Genomic DNA, 14711 nt, shown 5'->3' with positions numbered 1-14711 from the left:
GACGAGGAGCTTGCCGCTTACCGGCACATGCTGCTCATCCGCCGCTTCGAGGAAAAGGCCGGCCAGCTCTACGGCATGGGCTTCATCGGCGGCTTCTGCCATCTTTATATCGGCCAGGAAGCTGTTGTCACCGGCATGAAGATGGCGCTGGTCGATGGCGACCAGATGATCACCGCCTACCGCGACCACGGCCACATGCTGGCGATGGAATTGTCGCCGCGCGGCGTCATGGCCGAGCTGACCGGGCGCCGCGGCGGCCTGTCCAGGGGCAAGGGCGGCTCCATGCACATGTTCTCCAAGGAGAAGCATTTTTACGGCGGCCACGGCATTGTCGGCGCGCAGGTGTCGCTCGGCACCGGCCTGGCCTTCGCCAACCGCTATCGCGGCAACAACAATGTGTCGCTGACCTATTTCGGCGACGGCGCCGCCAATCAGGGCCAGGTCTATGAAAGCTTCAACATGGCCTCGCTGTGGAAGCTGCCGGTGATCTACATCATCGAGAACAACCGCTACGCCATGGGCACTTCGGTCTCGCGGTCTTCGGCCGAGACCGACTTTTCACATCGTGGCGCCTCCTTCAAGATCCCCGGCATCCAGGTCGACGGCATGGATGTGCGTGCGGTCAAGTCCGCCGGCGATCTCGCCACCGAATGGTGCCGCGCCGGCAACGGGCCGTTGATCCTCGAAATGCAGACCTACCGCTATCGCGGCCATTCGATGTCTGACCCGGCAAAGTACCGCTCCAAGGAAGAAGTGCAGAAGATGCGCTCCGAGCACGACCCGATCGAGCAGGTCAAGGCGCGGCTGCTCGACAAGAAATGGGCCACCGAGGACGAACTCAAGACCGTCGACAAGGAGGTCCGCGACATCGTCGCCGACGCCGCTGAATTTGCCCAGAACGACGCGGAGCCGGATCCGTCCGAGCTCTGGACCGACATCGTATTGTAACGAGAGGGCAAGGACATGCCGATCGAAATTCTCATGCCCGCTCTCTCGCCGACCATGGAAGAGGGCAATGTTTCCAAATGGTTGAAGAACGAAGGTGACAAAATTGTCGCCGGTGACGTCCTTGCCGAGATCGAGACCGACAAGGCGACGATGGAAGTCGAGGCCGTCGATGAAGGCACACTGGCGAAGATCGTGGTGCCTGCCGGCACCGAAGGCGTCAAGGTCAACGCGGTGATCGCCGTGCTTGCGGTTGACGGCGAGGATATCGACAAGGCTGGCGAAGGCGTCGGCGAAGAGCCTCCCGAAGCCGAGAAAGCAGCGCCGGCGCCCGCCGCGGCCAAGAGCGAGGCGGCAGCACCTGTCGCCGCGGCGCCAAAGACCGAAATCGCCGCCGATCCGGACATCCCGGCCGGCACCGAAATGGTCTCGACCACGGTGCGCGAGGCGTTGCGCGACGCGATGGCCGAGGAAATGCGCCGCGACGAAGACGTCTTCGTGATGGGCGAGGAGGTCGCCGAGTACCAGGGCGCCTACAAGATCACGCAAGGCTTGCTGCAGGAATTCGGTGACCGGCGCGTCGTCGACACGCCGATCACCGAGCATGGCTTTGCCGGCGTCGGCGTCGGCGCGGCGATGGCCGGCCTGAAGCCGATCGTCGAGTTCATGACCTTCAACTTCGCCATGCAGGCGATCGACCAGATCATCAACTCCGCCGCCAAGACGCTCTATATGTCCGGCGGCCAGATGGGCGCGCCGATCGTCTTCCGCGGCCCGAACGGTGCGGCCGCCCGCGTCGCCGCTCAGCATTCGCAATGCTACGCCGCCTGGTACAGCCACATCCCCGGGCTGAAAGTGGTGATGCCTTACAACGCCGCCGACGCCAAGGGCTTGCTGAAGGCAGCGATCCGCGACCCGAACCCGGTCATCTTCCTCGAGAACGAAATCCTCTACGGCCACTCCTTCGACGTGCCGAAGCTGGACGATTTCGTTCTGCCGATCGGCAAAGCGCGCATCCACAAACCGGGCAAGGACGTCACCATTGTCTCCTTCGGCATCGGCATGACCTATGCCGTGAAGGCCGAGGCCGAATTGCGCGGCATGGGCATCGACGCCGAAGTCATCGACCTCAGGACCATCCGCCCGCTCGATTTCGACACCATCATCGCTTCGGTCAAGAAGACCAACCGTCTGGTTGTGGTGGAGGAGGGTTTCCCGCAGAATTCGGTCGGCGACCATATCGCCAACCAGGTGTCGCAGCGGGCCTTCGATTTTCTCGACGCGCCGGTCATCACCATTGCCGGCAAGGACGTTCCGATGCCCTATGCCGCTAACCTCGAAAAACTGGCGTTGCCCAATGTCGGCGAGGTCGTCGAGGCGGTCAAAGCCGTCACATATCGCTGAGCAGGGCGGAGGACAAAATGCCAATCAACATCACCATGCCGGCCCTGTCGCCCACGATGGAAGAGGGCAATCTTTCCAAATGGCTGGTCAAGGAGGGCGATAAGGTTTCGCCGGGCGATGTGATCGCTGAGATCGAGACCGACAAGGCAACGATGGAAGTCGAAGCCGTCGATGAGGGCACGGTCGCGAAGCTGGTCGTTCCGGCCGGCACCGAAGGCGTCAAGGTCAATGCGCTGATCGCTGTGCTCGCGGCCGAAGGCGAGGATGCAAGTGCCGCCGCCAAGAGTGGCGGCAACGCTGCGCCGGCAAAGGCCGAGGCGCCAAAAACAGACGCCCCCAAAACTGAATCTCCGAAGGCTGAAACCCCGAAGCCGGAAGCGCCAAAGGCAGAACCTGTCGCCGCACCGGCGCCCAAGGCGGCCCCGGTGGCCAATGGCCATGCAAGCGGTGAGCGCACCTTCGCCTCGCCACTGGCCCGCCGCATCGCGCGGGAAGCCGGCGTCGATGTCTCCGCGGTGACCGGCTCCGGCCCGCATGGCCGCGTCGTCAAGGCCGATGTCGATGCAGCGATTTCCGGTGGTGGCGCCAAGGCGCCTGCTGCAAAAGCGGCGCCCGCCGGCGCTCCGGCTGCGGCAGTCGCAGCCAAGCCAATGGCGGACGAGCAGGTGCTGAAACTGTTCGCCGAAGGCTCCTACGAGCTTGTCCCCCACGACAATATGCGCAAGACCATCGCGCGTCGGCTGGTCGAGGCCACGACCACCATCCCGCATTTCTACCTGACGCTCGACTGCGAGCTTGACGCGCTTCTGGCGCTGCGCACGCAAATCAACGCGGCTGCCCCGGTGAAGAAGACTGACAAGGGTGAGGCGCCGGCCTACAAGCTGTCGGTCAACGACATGGTGATCAAGGCCATGGCGATGGCGCTGATGGCGGTGCCGGACGCCAATGCGTCCTGGACCGACAGCGCCATGGTCAAGCACAAGCATGCCGATGTCGGTGTTGCGGTATCGATCCCCGGTGGCCTGATCACGCCGATCATCCGGCGCGCCGACGAAAAGACGCTGTCGGTGATCTCCAACGAGATGAAGGACCTGGCCAGCCGCGCCCGCAGCCGCAAGCTGAAGCCCGAGGAATACCAGGGCGGCACCACCGCCGTGTCCAATCTCGGCATGTTCGGCATCAAGGACTTTGCCGCCGTCATCAATCCGCCGCACGCGACGATCCTTGCGGTCGGCGCCGGCGAGGAGCGGGCTGTGGTCAAGAATGGCGAGATCAAAATAGCCACCGTCATGTCGGTGACGCTGTCGACCGATCACCGCGCCGTCGACGGTGCGCTCGGCGCCGAACTGCTCGTCGCCTTGAAGCGCATGATCGAAAACCCGATGGGCATGCTGGTCTAGAGAGGGAAGAAGGCGGTGCGGAAATTCTTCACCAGCCTTTTTGCTTTCGTCCTTTCCGGTTCGGCTGGCGCATTCGTGCGCTGGCGGGTCAAGCGCGCTCAGACGGGTTTTGGCAGGAGTTGGGCAAACGCATGAAGACAATTCTCTGCTACGGCGATTCGCTGACCTGGGGTTATGATGCGGCAAGTCTCGACCGTCACCCGCTCGAAGACCGCTGGCCGAGCGTGCTGGGGAAGGCACTGGGCGGCGGTGTCGAGGTCATCGCCGAGGGCCTGAACGGCCGCACCACGGCTTTCGACGACCATCTGGCCGGCGCCGACCGCAACGGCGCAAGGATGCTGCCGACGGTGCTGACGACGCATGCGCCGATCGACCTCATTGTCATCATGCTCGGCGCCAACGACATGAAGCCGTGGATCCATGGCAATCCGGTCGCGGCCAAGCAAGGCATCCAGCGCCTGATCGATATCGTGCGTGGTCATGATTACCCCTTCGACTGGCCGGCGCCGCAGATCCTGATCGTCGCACCACCCGCTGTCAGCCGCACGGAGAATGCCGAATTCAAGGAGATGTTCGCTGGCGGCGATGACGCCTCGCTGCGATTGGCGGCGCTATATTCCGCCCTTGCCGACGAGGCCGGCTGCGGCTTCTTCGACGCCGGCACGGTGGCCAAGACCACGCCGCTCGACGGCGTTCATCTCGATGCCGAGAACACGCGAAAAATCGGGCAGGCGCTGGCGCCGCTCGTGCGCGTCATGCTGGAACTCTAGGGAATCAAGGAGAAAATCGTGGCTGAGAACTACGACGTCATCATCATCGGTTCCGGCCCTGGCGGCTATGTCGCGGCGGTGCGTTCCGCCCAGCTTGGCTTCAAGACAGCGATCGTCGAGCGTGAGCATCTTGGCGGCATCTGCCTCAACTGGGGCTGCATTCCGACCAAGGCGCTACTGCGCTCAGCCGAGATCATGCACTATTCCGATCACCTCAAGGACTATGGCCTGAAGCTCGACGGCAAGGTCAGCGTCGATACGTCAGCCGTGGTGGATCGTTCGCGAAAAGTCTCGCTCAGGCTCAATGGCGGCGTTGCCTTCCTGATGAAGAAGAACAAGGTCGACGTCATCTGGGGCGAAGCCAAACTCTCCAAGCCGGGAGAGATTGTCGTGTCGAAATCCCAGAAGAAGCCGATGGAGCCGCAGCCGCCGGTGCCGAAGGGCGTCAAGGGCGAGGGCACCTACACGGCCAAGCACATTATCCTGGCCACCGGCGCCAGGCCGCGCGCGCTGCCCGGCATCGAGCCGGACGGCAAGCTGATCTGGACCTATTTCGAGGCGATGGTGCCGAAGGAGATGCCGAAGTCGCTGCTGGTGATGGGTTCGGGCGCCATCGGCATCGAATTCGCCTCCTTCTACCGCACCATGGGCGCCGAGGTGACCGTGGTCGAGCTGTTGCCGGCGGTGATGCCGGTCGAGGACGCCGAGGTCTCGAAATTCGCGCAGAAGCAGTTCGAGAAGCAAGGCATGAAGATCATCCTCGAGGCCAAGGTGACCAAGGTCGAGAAATCGGCAAACTCGATCACCGCGCATGTCGAGATGAAGGACGGCAAGGTCGAGAAGATCACCGCCGACCGCATGATCTCGGCCGTGGGCGTGCAGGGCAACATCGAAAATCTCGGGCTCGAGGCGCTGGGCGTGAAGACCGAGCGCGGCTGCGTCGTCGTCGACGGCTACGGCAAGACCAATGTGCCCGGCATCTATGCCATCGGCGATGTCGCCGGCCCGCCGATGCTCGCCCACAAGGCCGAGCATGAGGGTGTGGTATGCGTGGAAAAGATCGCCAATTTCCCCGGCGTGCATGCCACTGACAAGCTGAAGATCCCGGGCTGCACCTATTGCAACCCGCAGGTCGCCTCCGTCGGGTTGACCGAGGCCAAGGCCGAGGGCAAGGACATCCGCGTCGGCCGCTTCCAGTTCGCCGCCAACGGCAAGGCCATCGCGCTTGGCGAGGACCAGGGCTTCGTCAAGACCATCTTCGACAGGAAGACCGGCCAGTTGCTCGGCGCTCACATGGTCGGCGCCGAAGTGACCGAGCTGATCGAGGGTTTTGTCGTGGCGATGAACCTCGAAACCACCGAGGAAGAGCTGATGCACACCATCTTCCCGCATCCGACGCTGTCCGAGATGATGAAGGAAAGCGTGCTCGACGCCTATGGCCGTGCGCTGAACGCATGATAAATTGGCCGGGTGAGACGCACACGCAAGCGCCCGGGGAACTCAACGCAAGGTAGTTCGTTTCCGAATGCATTTTCACCCGTCAGCAGAGGAGTGGGCATATGGACGTGAATGGCGTGGGCTGGATAGCAGCCATCATCATCGGAGGGCTGGCAGGCTGGTTTGCCGAGATGTTCATGAAGAGCAACACCGGCATCTTGATGAACATCATCCTTGGCGCTCAATATCGGTGCCTTCGGCGCGGGCTGGATCGCCTATCTGATTACCGGTTTTATCGGCGCGTGTCTGCTGATCTGGGTAGGACGCCTGGTTCGCCGTTAATCGATCTCAACTCTTGCCATGCGAAAACGGCTGTGGCGGCATGCAGAGCTACGGCCTTTTTCTTTGGGTCAAAAAGTCCTAGATGACGTTGCAAGGCGAACGCCGGAAAGGCGCTCGCGAATGAACCGGGTTTCAGATGGTCACCGTCCTCGACACGATCGCCAACGCACCGCGACTGCGGCACCCCGAAAAGGCGCACAAGCCTGACCAGGAGGTGCTGCGCAAGCCCGACTGGATACGCGTCAAGGCGCCGATGTCGAAAGGCTACGCCGAAACGCGCGAGATCGTGAAATCGCACAAATTGGTGACGGTGTGCGAAGAGGCCGGCTGTCCCAATATCGGCGAGTGCTGGGAAAAGAAGCACGCCACCTTCATGATCATGGGCGAGATCTGCACGCGCGCCTGCGCCTTCTGCAACGTGGCTACCGGTATACCGACCGCGCTCGATCTCGACGAGCCGGCCCGTGTCGCGCATGCGGTTAAGCAGATGGGCCTGAGCCACGTGGTCATCACTTCCGTCGATCGCGATGACCTTGCCGATGGTGGTGCACGGCATTTCGCCGAGGTCATCCGCGCCATCCGCGCGGCGACGCCGTCGACGACGATCGAGATCCTGACGCCCGACTTCCTGCGCAAGGACGGCGCGCTGGAGATCGTGGTGGCGGCCAAGCCCGACGTCTTCAACCACAATCTCGAGACCGTGCCGTCGAACTATCTGACGGTTCGTCCGGGCGCGCGCTATTTCCACTCGATCAGGCTCTTGCAGCGGGTCAAGGAACTCGATCCCTCGATCTTCACCAAGTCCGGCATCATGGTCGGGCTCGGCGAGGAGCGGAACGAGATTCTGCAACTGATGGACGATCTGCGGTCGGCCAATGTCGACTTCATGACCATCGGCCAGTATCTGCAGCCGTCGAAGAAGCACCACCCGGTGATCCGTTTCGTCACGCCGGAGGAATTCAAATCCTTCGAGACGATCGGCAGGACCAAGGGGTTCCTGCTGGTGGCGTCGAGCCCGCTGACACGCTCGTCGCATCATGCCGGCGACGATTTCGCCAGGCTGCGCGCGGCGCGCGAATCGCAGCTCAGAAAATCAGCCTAACACGCTGGTTTCATGCCGAAATTCGAAGCCATACGCCGCGTCGCCCATACGCCGGAACAGATGTTCGCTCTGGTCGCCGATGTTGAGACCTATCCGCAATTCCTGCCGCTGTGCGAGGCGCTGACGGTGCGCTCGCGCAAGGAGCGCGACGGTCGCACGATTCTCATCGCCGATATGAGCATCGGCTACAAGGCGATCCGCGAGACCTTCACCACGCAAGTGCTTCTAAAGCCCGACGAGAACGCCATCGACGTCAAATACATCGACGGGCCGTTCAAATATCTCAGCAATGTCTGGCGCTTCGATCCTGCCGACGGCGGCTGCGAAGTCCACTTCTTCATCGACTATGAGTTCAAGAGCCGCATCCTCGGCGCGGTGATGGGAACGATGTTCGACCGCGCCTTCCGCATGTTCTCCGAGGCGTTCGAGAAGCGCGCCGACATTGTCTATGGCGCAGGAGCGGCCTGACTGTCACAGGCTAAGTATTTAGTTCGACATGTTGGCCGACGAGCGGTTTTCGCTCACCACCAGTGGCGTGTGAGGGGCGACTTTGTCCGCCGCCCCTCGCGTTGGTTAGAAGATGAAGTCTGATTCGGTAATGTGAGTTGCTGTCGTCGCGCCGACTGACACATTAAGGTCCAGTGTGCCAGTGTCGTCACTGAAACTGACGAGGGTGCCGTCACCACTATCAATGACTTTCACTACTGTGCTCGTGACAGAAAGATTATGCGCGTGCAGATAATCCAGGGCTGACTGTGCTGAGTTGAAGTTGACGCCTTGCAGAAACGCGGTGTCGTTAGTGTCACTCAGATCGATCTTGTCCCGGCCGTGCTTGAAATCTGTGATGATGTCATGTTGCCCGTCGACGAGCGCCCCATAGTTGCGACCTTGGAAGGTTTCCGAGTGGAAGACGAAGATGTCGTTGCCGGCACCTCCCGTCATGGTGTCGCTCCCGGAATTTCCGTATATGTTCGCTCTACCGCCGTCGATAATGTCGTTGCCGGAGCCACCCTCGATGGTGTCGTCACCGTAGAACCCGATGATGGTGTCGTTGCCGCCGTCGCCGTAGAGAAAATTGGCTCTGCCGGATGGTAGAAAGAAGCTGTCACCTTGAATGTAGTCGTCCCCCGCGCCACCGTGAATAGTGTCGACGGTGTTAGCGTTCATGCCGTCGTTGTCACCGTGGAGATTGTCGTTCCCGGCACCGCCGTTGATGGTGTCCTTACCCTCGCTGCCGATGATGGTGTCGTCGCCGGCATCACCGTTGAATATACCGCCGTCGCGACCGGCTCTGATAAAGTCGTTGCCGGCCCCGCCGTTGACTATGTCGACACCGGGGGAGTAGTGGGCTTGGTTGTCGTCACTGGTATAGATGGCGTCGTCTCCGGCCCCACCGTTGATGATATCGTTACCGTCACCGGCTCTGATAAAGTCGTTGCCGTCACCACCTTTGATGGTGTCGTCGCCGGCGTTGCCGTAGAGGGAATCGTCGCCGGCATCACCGGCAATAGAATCGTTACCGTCACCGCCTTCAATCCAATCGTTACCGCCGCCGCCGTGCATGAAATCGTTGCCGCCGCCGCCGAGAAGATGGTTGAGGAGATCGTCGCCGATCACTCGGTCTGAGAATTCCGAGCCGGTGTAAACACGGAGATAATCCCCGGTGGGGTTGGTGAAGTCGGTGGTGTATGCGACCCCGTTACTGCCTGCGAAGTAACCGGCCTCGTTGGAGACTGTCGCGCTCGGGGGGTTCTCCTCGAGTTGCACTGTATGGTTGTGCAAGTTCAGGTCGACGCTTGCGGACAGCAACGAGAAATCTGGGCCGATCAATACTGGGTTTATTACTGGCTTTGCCATGGTATTGCCTCCCTGAGCACACAATTGTGCGGGTTTTTAACTCCAGAGTCTGGGTATAGAAGTGTGTCTTTAATCTGGGTCCTCCCTGGTTGTGATTATTTCTCGCGCAATGAGCGACGGATATTCTGCGTGAGCGGTTCGGCGAGATAGGCGAGGACCGTGCGGGTGCCGGTCTTAATCATGGCCTCGCTCGACATGCCGGGCAGCAGCTTGCGACCGTCGAGCTTAACTAGTTCGCTGTTGTTGATTACCACTGTCGCGGAGAAGTAAGGTGCGTTGGTGCGCTCGTCCACCAATCGGTCGGCCGACACCGTTTCCACGACTCCATCGAGCTGTGGCAGGTTGTATTTGGCGAAGGCCGGGAAGCTGACATACGCGGTCTGGCCGGGGGCGATCGTCTCGACGTCTTCGGGCTTGACCATAGTCTCGATCACCAGCTTTTTGCCGAGCGGCACGACGGTCATCAGCGTGTCACCGGGTTTCACCACACCGCCTGCCGTGTGAACTTTCACGTCCATTACGATTCCGTCGACGGGGGCGGTGATGTCGGTGCGCTTGACAACATCCCCGGCCGCGCGCGCTTGCTGTCGGAAGTCGAACAGCTCCGCCTCGACCTTGCCCAATTCGTCAACTGACTCGTTCAATTGTTGAGTTGTGAGGTTGAGGATTTGCATGTCGATTTCGGCGATAACGCTGCGGGCGCGGGCGATCGACGCGACATTCGTGGCGCGTTCTCCCTCTATCTCTCGTTGTTGCTGGGTGAGGGCCAAGCTTCGTTCGCGGGTGGTGAGCCCCTTGCTGAGCAACGTCGCGAGGTCTTTGTTCTCCTTCTCGAATGCCGCGATCTGTTTGTCCTCAGTGACGACAAGCTGTTGCAGTCCGGTCATTTGCTCAGCGGTCTGTCGACGGCGTTCGTCGAGGATTGCCTTCTCGTCTTTCAGGTTACGGTGCTTCGCGTTGAAGACGTCACTTTGGGTGGCCACCGCGTCCTTGACGGCCGGGTCCGGGTTGTCGAGCAATGCTTGGTCGAACTTGATTGTGTCCTTGCCGTCCCGTTCGGCCCGGAGACGGGCGACGAGTGCCTCGCGTGTGGCGATTTTGTTTTGGATCGAGTCGAGTTGAGCCTTGGCTTGCGTGTTGTCGAGGCGGATGAGTACTTTGCCCCTCTTGACGATATCGCCGTTGACGGCGTCCAGTTCGACGATAATGCCGCCTTCGAGGTGCTGGACGAGTTTGCGGTCACCGTCCACCTTGACCACCCCGATCGTCACTGCGGCGCTGTCAAGCGGTGCCAAGGCCGCCCACCCGCCGGCGACGCCGAAGAACAGGAACATGATCGAGAAGCCGGTGTACGTGACGGCTCTGAGACGGAGCGGTTGCAATGTCGGCGTGGGTGGAAGTGGCACGGGGAAAGAGACGATGTTCATATCTTTGTCTCCCGAGTTTGTGCGGGTCATGACGTGACCGCCGTGACGTGATTGGTGTTGGGCAGCTGGGCCACTCTCCTGGCGCGGGCGGCGAGTTCGTTGAAGACTGTGTCACGCGCCCCGAATAATTCTTGTCTACCCCCGTTGAGGACCAGCACCTTGTCGACTTTCTCCATGATACCCGGGCGGTGTGCGATCAGGATAATTGTGGTGCCCGTCGACTTGACTGCGCCAATGACGGCTATCAGGGCGTCTTCGCCCTCACGGTCGAGGTTGGAGTTCGGTTCGTCCAGGATGATGAGTGTCGGATCGCCGTAGAGTGCCCGCGCCAACCCGATTCGTTGGCGCTGTCCGCCTGACAACGATGCACCGGATTCACCGACTTGAGTTTCGTAACCTTTCGGCAGGCCCTTGATCAATTCGTGAACGCCCGCCAGTTGCGCGGCTTTGACAACGCTGTTGAAGACAGCGGGGCTGAGCTTCGTGAAGCGAGCGATGTTCTCCGCGATGGTACCGGCGAACAACTCGATGTCCTGTGGCAAATACCCGACGTGCCGACCACGGTCCTCAGCGGCCCACTCGGCGACGTCCATACCGTCGAGCAAAGCGCGACCAGCTGATGGGCGCCAAGCGCCGGCAAGCACACGTGCCAGACTTGTCTTACCAGATGCGCTCGGGCCGATTAGTGCCATCACTTCACCGGGCTTGAGCTGGAAACTCACTCCTTTCAAAACATGCTCGCCGCCACCCTGCCGGGCAAGGATGATACTCTCTGCCTCAAACTTTCCTTGTGGGTGTGGCAACGACAATACTGCCTTGGCCTCGGGTCGCTGGCCGACGAACGCGGTGAGACGCTTGTAAGCGGCACGTGCCCCGAGTGTCGCTTTCCACGTGCTGATTGCTTGCTCCACCGGAGCCAACGCGCGACCCATCAAGATTGAGGATGCGATCATAACGCCCGGAGAGGCCTCGTTTTGCAGAACTAGGTAAGCGCCCAGGCCGAGGACTGCCATTTGCAAGGCCATCCGCCAGAAACGGGCGACAGACGCGATGGCGGTAGCGCGGTTGCCGGCGGTGGCTTGTCCGGTGCTCGCTTCATCTTGCTGCTCCTGCCAACGGTCGAGCAATGGCCGCAGCATACCCATGGCCTGGACGACCTCGGCGTTGCGGACTGCCGACTCAGCTTGGCTGAAAACCCGTGCCTGTGCGTTGCCGACCTCCGTCAGCGGCTTGCGGGTGGCGATTTCGTTGAGCAATGCCAGCGCAAACAACACAGACCCGCCGGCCAGCGCCAACCAACCAAGCCAGGGGTGCATGAAGAAGATGGCGATGAAGAAGATTGGTGCCCACGGTGCGTCAAGGATCGGGTAGATGCTCGGGCTGGTGAAGAAACTCCGCACTTGATCGAGATCGCGGAGAGATCGCGCGCTACCTTGACCCGGCGCGACGGCCGCCTGCTCTACCGACGCGGTCAACAGGACTGGGGCCAGCCTCGCGTTTATCCACGCGCCGACGGTTGACAGCAGGCGGGCGCGTACTACTTCGAGCCCGGCCATTGTCGCGATAGCCGCGCCGGCCATCAACGACAACGCTACCAACGTTTCCACGCTGTGGCTGGACAGCACGCGGTGGTAGACTTGCAGCATGTAGAGCGCGCTGGTGAGCATCAGTATGTTGATGCCGGCGCTGAACCAGATAAGCGGCCTGATGGCGCGTTTGGCCTCTTTCATCACCGCTTGCAGAGCGGGAGTCTGTTGGTCGCTTGTTTTCATGATGGCTATCGCGATCGCAATCGCGCCCGCTCTCCCGCGGGCGCACGCTAGCTCGCTTTTTGGCTTCTGAAATCCTTCAAAGGCATGATGCTTCTCTTCAGGATTTTTCAGGAAGAATGAGATGCCGGCCGAAAATTGCCGCCTTCAGGTCATGTAAAACCGACGTTTCCATTGCCAACTGTGGGGATTGTGTGGATGACGTGCCGGACATTCGCGCGTATTTCGCTCTTCGACTTTGACGTTCTTCGTGAGGCTTTCAGGAATTCTGTTCTCGATCTCAGGATTGCAGAAGCCGGTTGGGAAGACCACGACCGCATGCTCGTCGAGACCTTGGCCGACGAAGAGCCGGAGGACGACCTCATGCCGCGCATCATCGGGCGCTAGACCCAAATTGAATAGGAATGGCACGCAAAGCGTGGCCAGCCACCCACTGACGGGCGGATCAGGACGCCTTCCCGCTCTAAGTGTTTAGTCGAGGGCCCGCAGCCCGAGTTGCAGCGCATGCCTCACTGTCTCGTTGCGGATGAAATCGCGGCCCTTGTCGGCAAACAGCTTGGGCTCGGCAACGATCGGCCGACCCGCCACGGCGACGCCGAACCAGACCAGCCCGACCGGCTTTTCCGCCGAGCCGCCGCCCGGACCGGCAATGCCGGTGACGGCAAGGGCGAGCCCCGCGCGGGAACGCGTCAATGCGCCCGCCGCCATCTCCAGCGCCGTTTCGCGCGAGACGGCGCCGTGCGCCTCAAGCGTGGCGGCGGAAACGCCGAGCATGTCCATCTTGGCTTCGTTGGAATAGGTGATGAAACCGCGGTCGACCACCGCCGAAGAGCCGGCGATGTCGGTGAGTGCTGCGATGATCATGCCGCCGGTGCAACTCTCGGCCGTCACCAGCATGATGCCGCGTTCTTGGCAGGCCTGGAGCAAGGCGTTTGCAAGGTCGGTGTTGCTCATTCGGGTACGTCACCGGGAAATACAACGCTGGCGGTGGCGATGGCCGCGATGCCTTCCTCGCGGCCGACAAAGCCAAGCTTTTCGTTGGTTGTCGCCTTGATCGAGATGCGGTCCGGCGAGATTCCCAGCATTGCCGAGAGGGCTTCGGTCATCGCCGCGCGATGCGGGCCAACGCGCGGCGCCTCGCAGATCAGCGTGATATCGGCATTGGCGATGCGTCCGCCACGTTCACGCACCAGCTTCGCCGCATGTTCGACGAAAATCCGCGAGGCAGCACCCTTCCATTGCGGATCCGACGGCGGGAAATGCGTGCCGATGTCGCCGGCGCCGCAGGTGGCGAGCAGCGCGTCGGTCAGCGCATGCAGGCCGACATCGGCATCCGAATGGCCGGACAGTTTCTTGTCATGCGGAATGGCGACGCCACAAAGCGTGACATGGTCGCCCGGCTCGAAGGCATGGACGTCGTAGCCATTGCCGGTGCGGATATCAGGAAAACGACGCCGTTCGCCGGAAAGCCGCTGGTCTGCCATTGCAATATCCCGTGCCCAGGTGAGTTTGACATTGTCCGGCGAGCCCGCAACGATCTTCACCGGAATATGCGCCCATTCGGCGATCGCGGCGTCGTCGGTGAAATCAGCCTTGCCCAGATGATGGGCTTTCTCATGGGCGGCAAGCAGCGGCCAGAACGGAAAACCTTGCGGTGTCTGCGCGGCATGAAGTCCGGTCCTGGGGACGGTCTCTTCGATCATGCCGGCGGCCGACTCGCGTTTCAGCGTATCGGCGACTGGCAAAGCGGGCAGCGAACCCTGGCGCTCGCCGATGGCGGCGATCGTGCGGTCGATAAGGGCAGCGTCGACGAAGGGGCGCACGGCATCGTGGACGAGAACCCGGCCCGGTGCATGGTCGCGTAGCGCCAGCAGTCCGAGACGGACCGACGCCTGGCGTGACACGCCGCCGATCACGGCGATGACCCGGTCGGCATTGGCGCCCGCCGCCTGACGGAAGAGGTCGCGGTCGTCGGCATGGATGGCGACGGCGACAGGACCTGTTTTCGGGTGCGACAGGAACGTCTCCAGCGTGCGCGCGATGACGGCGCGGCCACCGATGCGCTGATACTGCTTCGGCCCGTCGGCCTGCCCGGCGCGCGCACCGCGCCCGGCGGCGACGATGACCACCCCGACCCTGTCGTCGATTGTTTCAGTTTGTTTTTCGCTTGCGTCTGTCATAGCGGGAGGCTTAGCGCACGATCCCGAAAAGTGTAATCGGTTTTCGGAAAAGATCGTGCGCCAAATATGAGGTCCAAA

General features: G+C 61.6%; 13 protein-coding genes and 1 pseudogene. 9 read left to right on the top strand and 5 right to left on the bottom strand.

Annotated features, from left to right (window positions below):
- The 8 genes and pseudogenes from pdhA to CN311_RS24790 form a co-directional block, all read left to right on the top strand.
- Nucleotides 1-948, top strand: a 948-nt coding sequence (pdhA, locus tag CN311_RS24825; RefSeq protein ID WP_097576313.1) for a pyruvate dehydrogenase (acetyl-transferring) E1 component subunit alpha, incomplete at its 5' end; no start/stop codon positions are given.
- Between the two features lie 15 nt (nucleotides 949-963).
- The gene (locus CN311_RS24820; RefSeq protein ID WP_097576309.1) at nucleotides 964-2349 is read left to right on the top strand and encodes a pyruvate dehydrogenase complex E1 component subunit beta; all 1386 of its coding nucleotides are present in this window, start codon (nucleotides 964-966) and stop codon (nucleotides 2347-2349) included.
- 17 nt (nucleotides 2350-2366) lie between these two features.
- A complete protein-coding gene (locus CN311_RS24815; protein ID WP_097576308.1) occupies nucleotides 2367-3749 on the top strand; it encodes a pyruvate dehydrogenase complex dihydrolipoamide acetyltransferase in 1383 nt (460 codons plus the stop codon).
- A gap of 131 nt (nucleotides 3750-3880) precedes the next feature.
- Complete coding sequence (locus tag CN311_RS24810) at nucleotides 3881-4519, top strand: SGNH/GDSL hydrolase family protein (protein WP_097576307.1); 639 nt, start codon at nucleotides 3881-3883, stop codon at nucleotides 4517-4519.
- Between the two features lie 18 nt (nucleotides 4520-4537).
- On the top strand, nucleotides 4538-5977 hold the full coding sequence (gene lpdA / locus CN311_RS24805) for a dihydrolipoyl dehydrogenase (protein ID WP_097576306.1): 1440 nt from the start codon (nucleotides 4538-4540) through the stop codon (nucleotides 5975-5977).
- Between the two features lie 101 nt (nucleotides 5978-6078).
- A pseudogene (locus tag CN311_RS24800) lies at nucleotides 6079-6298 on the top strand (GlsB/YeaQ/YmgE family stress response membrane protein).
- Nucleotides 6299-6434: 136 nt separating this feature from the next.
- Nucleotides 6435-7400 (top strand): lipoyl synthase, encoded by a 966-nt coding sequence (gene lipA / locus CN311_RS24795; RefSeq protein ID WP_097576305.1) that lies wholly within the window; start codon nucleotides 6435-6437, stop codon nucleotides 7398-7400.
- A 12-nt stretch (nucleotides 7401-7412) separates the two neighbouring features.
- Nucleotides 7413-7868 carry a type II toxin-antitoxin system RatA family toxin gene (locus CN311_RS24790; RefSeq protein WP_097576304.1) on the top strand — a complete coding sequence of 152 codons (456 nt, stop codon included), beginning with the start codon at nucleotides 7413-7415 and terminating at the stop codon, nucleotides 7866-7868.
- Between the two features lie 105 nt (nucleotides 7869-7973).
- Here the strand turns inward: CN311_RS24790 and CN311_RS24785 are convergent, their stop codons facing one another.
- The 3 genes from CN311_RS24785 to CN311_RS24775 all read right to left on the bottom strand — a co-directional run bounded on the left by CN311_RS24785 (nucleotide 7974) and on the right by CN311_RS24775 (nucleotide 12456).
- On the bottom strand, nucleotides 7974-9257 hold the full coding sequence (locus tag CN311_RS24785; protein ID WP_115504270.1) for a calcium-binding protein: 1284 nt from the start codon (nucleotides 9255-9257) through the stop codon (nucleotides 7974-7976).
- Nucleotides 9258-9352: 95 nt separating this feature from the next.
- Nucleotides 9353-10684, bottom strand: a complete 1332-nt coding sequence (locus tag CN311_RS24780) for an HlyD family type I secretion periplasmic adaptor subunit (RefSeq protein WP_097576312.1) — start codon at nucleotides 10682-10684, stop codon at nucleotides 9353-9355.
- Nucleotides 10685-10710: 26 nt separating this feature from the next.
- On the bottom strand, nucleotides 10711-12456 hold the full coding sequence (locus tag CN311_RS24775) for a type I secretion system permease/ATPase (protein ID WP_097576302.1): 1746 nt from the start codon (nucleotides 12454-12456) through the stop codon (nucleotides 10711-10713).
- A gap of 195 nt (nucleotides 12457-12651) precedes the next feature.
- On the opposite strand from CN311_RS24775, the gene CN311_RS24770 reads away from it, so the two are divergent.
- The gene (locus CN311_RS24770; RefSeq protein ID WP_097576301.1) at nucleotides 12652-12840 is read left to right on the top strand and encodes a hypothetical protein; all 189 of its coding nucleotides are present in this window, start codon (nucleotides 12652-12654) and stop codon (nucleotides 12838-12840) included.
- Nucleotides 12841-12924: 84 nt separating this feature from the next.
- Here the strand turns inward: CN311_RS24770 and CN311_RS24765 are convergent, their stop codons facing one another.
- Nucleotides 12925-13407, bottom strand: a complete 483-nt coding sequence (locus CN311_RS24765; protein WP_097576300.1) for a CinA family protein — start codon at nucleotides 13405-13407, stop codon at nucleotides 12925-12927.
- Nucleotides 13404-14633, bottom strand: coding sequence for a bifunctional 2-C-methyl-D-erythritol 4-phosphate cytidylyltransferase/2-C-methyl-D-erythritol 2,4-cyclodiphosphate synthase (locus tag CN311_RS24760; RefSeq protein WP_097576299.1), 1230 nt, complete (start codon nucleotides 14631-14633; stop codon nucleotides 13404-13406). Before CN311_RS24760 ends, CN311_RS24765 begins: the two co-directional genes overlap by 4 nt.
- Nucleotides 14634-14711: the final 78 nt, after the last annotated feature.

The organism is Mesorhizobium sanjuanii (assembly GCF_002529485.1).
Classification (GTDB): domain Bacteria; phylum Pseudomonadota; class Alphaproteobacteria; order Rhizobiales; family Rhizobiaceae; genus Mesorhizobium; species Mesorhizobium sanjuanii.
Note: the sequence above shows the minus strand (reverse complement) of the source record. Positions and strands in the feature narration are given on the sequence as shown.

What these genes read in the sequence shown, in the direction of transcription:
- CN311_RS24775 (WP_097576302.1), bottom strand. Translation starts at nt 12,456, where the DNA reads ATGAAAACAAGCGACCAACAGACTCCCGCTCTGCAAGCGGTGATGAAA.
- CN311_RS24780 (WP_097576312.1), bottom strand. Translation starts at nt 10,684, where the DNA reads ATGAACATCGTCTCTTTCCCCGTGCCACTTCCACCCACGCCGACATTG.
- CN311_RS24785 (WP_115504270.1), bottom strand. Translation starts at nt 9,257, where the DNA reads ATGGCAAAGCCAGTAATAAACCCAGTATTGATCGGCCCAGATTTCTCG.
- CN311_RS24765 (WP_097576300.1), bottom strand. Translation starts at nt 13,407, where the DNA reads ATGAGCAACACCGACCTTGCAAACGCCTTGCTCCAGGCCTGCCAAGAA.
- CN311_RS24790 (WP_097576304.1), top strand. Translation starts at nt 7,413, where the DNA reads ATGCCGAAATTCGAAGCCATACGCCGCGTCGCCCATACGCCGGAACAG.
- CN311_RS24820 (WP_097576309.1), top strand. Translation starts at nt 964, where the DNA reads ATGCCGATCGAAATTCTCATGCCCGCTCTCTCGCCGACCATGGAAGAG.
- CN311_RS24810 (WP_097576307.1), top strand. Translation starts at nt 3,881, where the DNA reads ATGAAGACAATTCTCTGCTACGGCGATTCGCTGACCTGGGGTTATGAT.
- CN311_RS24770 (WP_097576301.1), top strand. Translation starts at nt 12,652, where the DNA reads ATGACGTGCCGGACATTCGCGCGTATTTCGCTCTTCGACTTTGACGTT.
- lipA (WP_097576305.1), top strand. Translation starts at nt 6,435, where the DNA reads ATGGTCACCGTCCTCGACACGATCGCCAACGCACCGCGACTGCGGCAC.
- CN311_RS24815 (WP_097576308.1), top strand. Translation starts at nt 2,367, where the DNA reads ATGCCAATCAACATCACCATGCCGGCCCTGTCGCCCACGATGGAAGAG.
- CN311_RS24760 (WP_097576299.1), bottom strand. Translation starts at nt 14,633, where the DNA reads ATGACAGACGCAAGCGAAAAACAAACTGAAACAATCGACGACAGGGTC.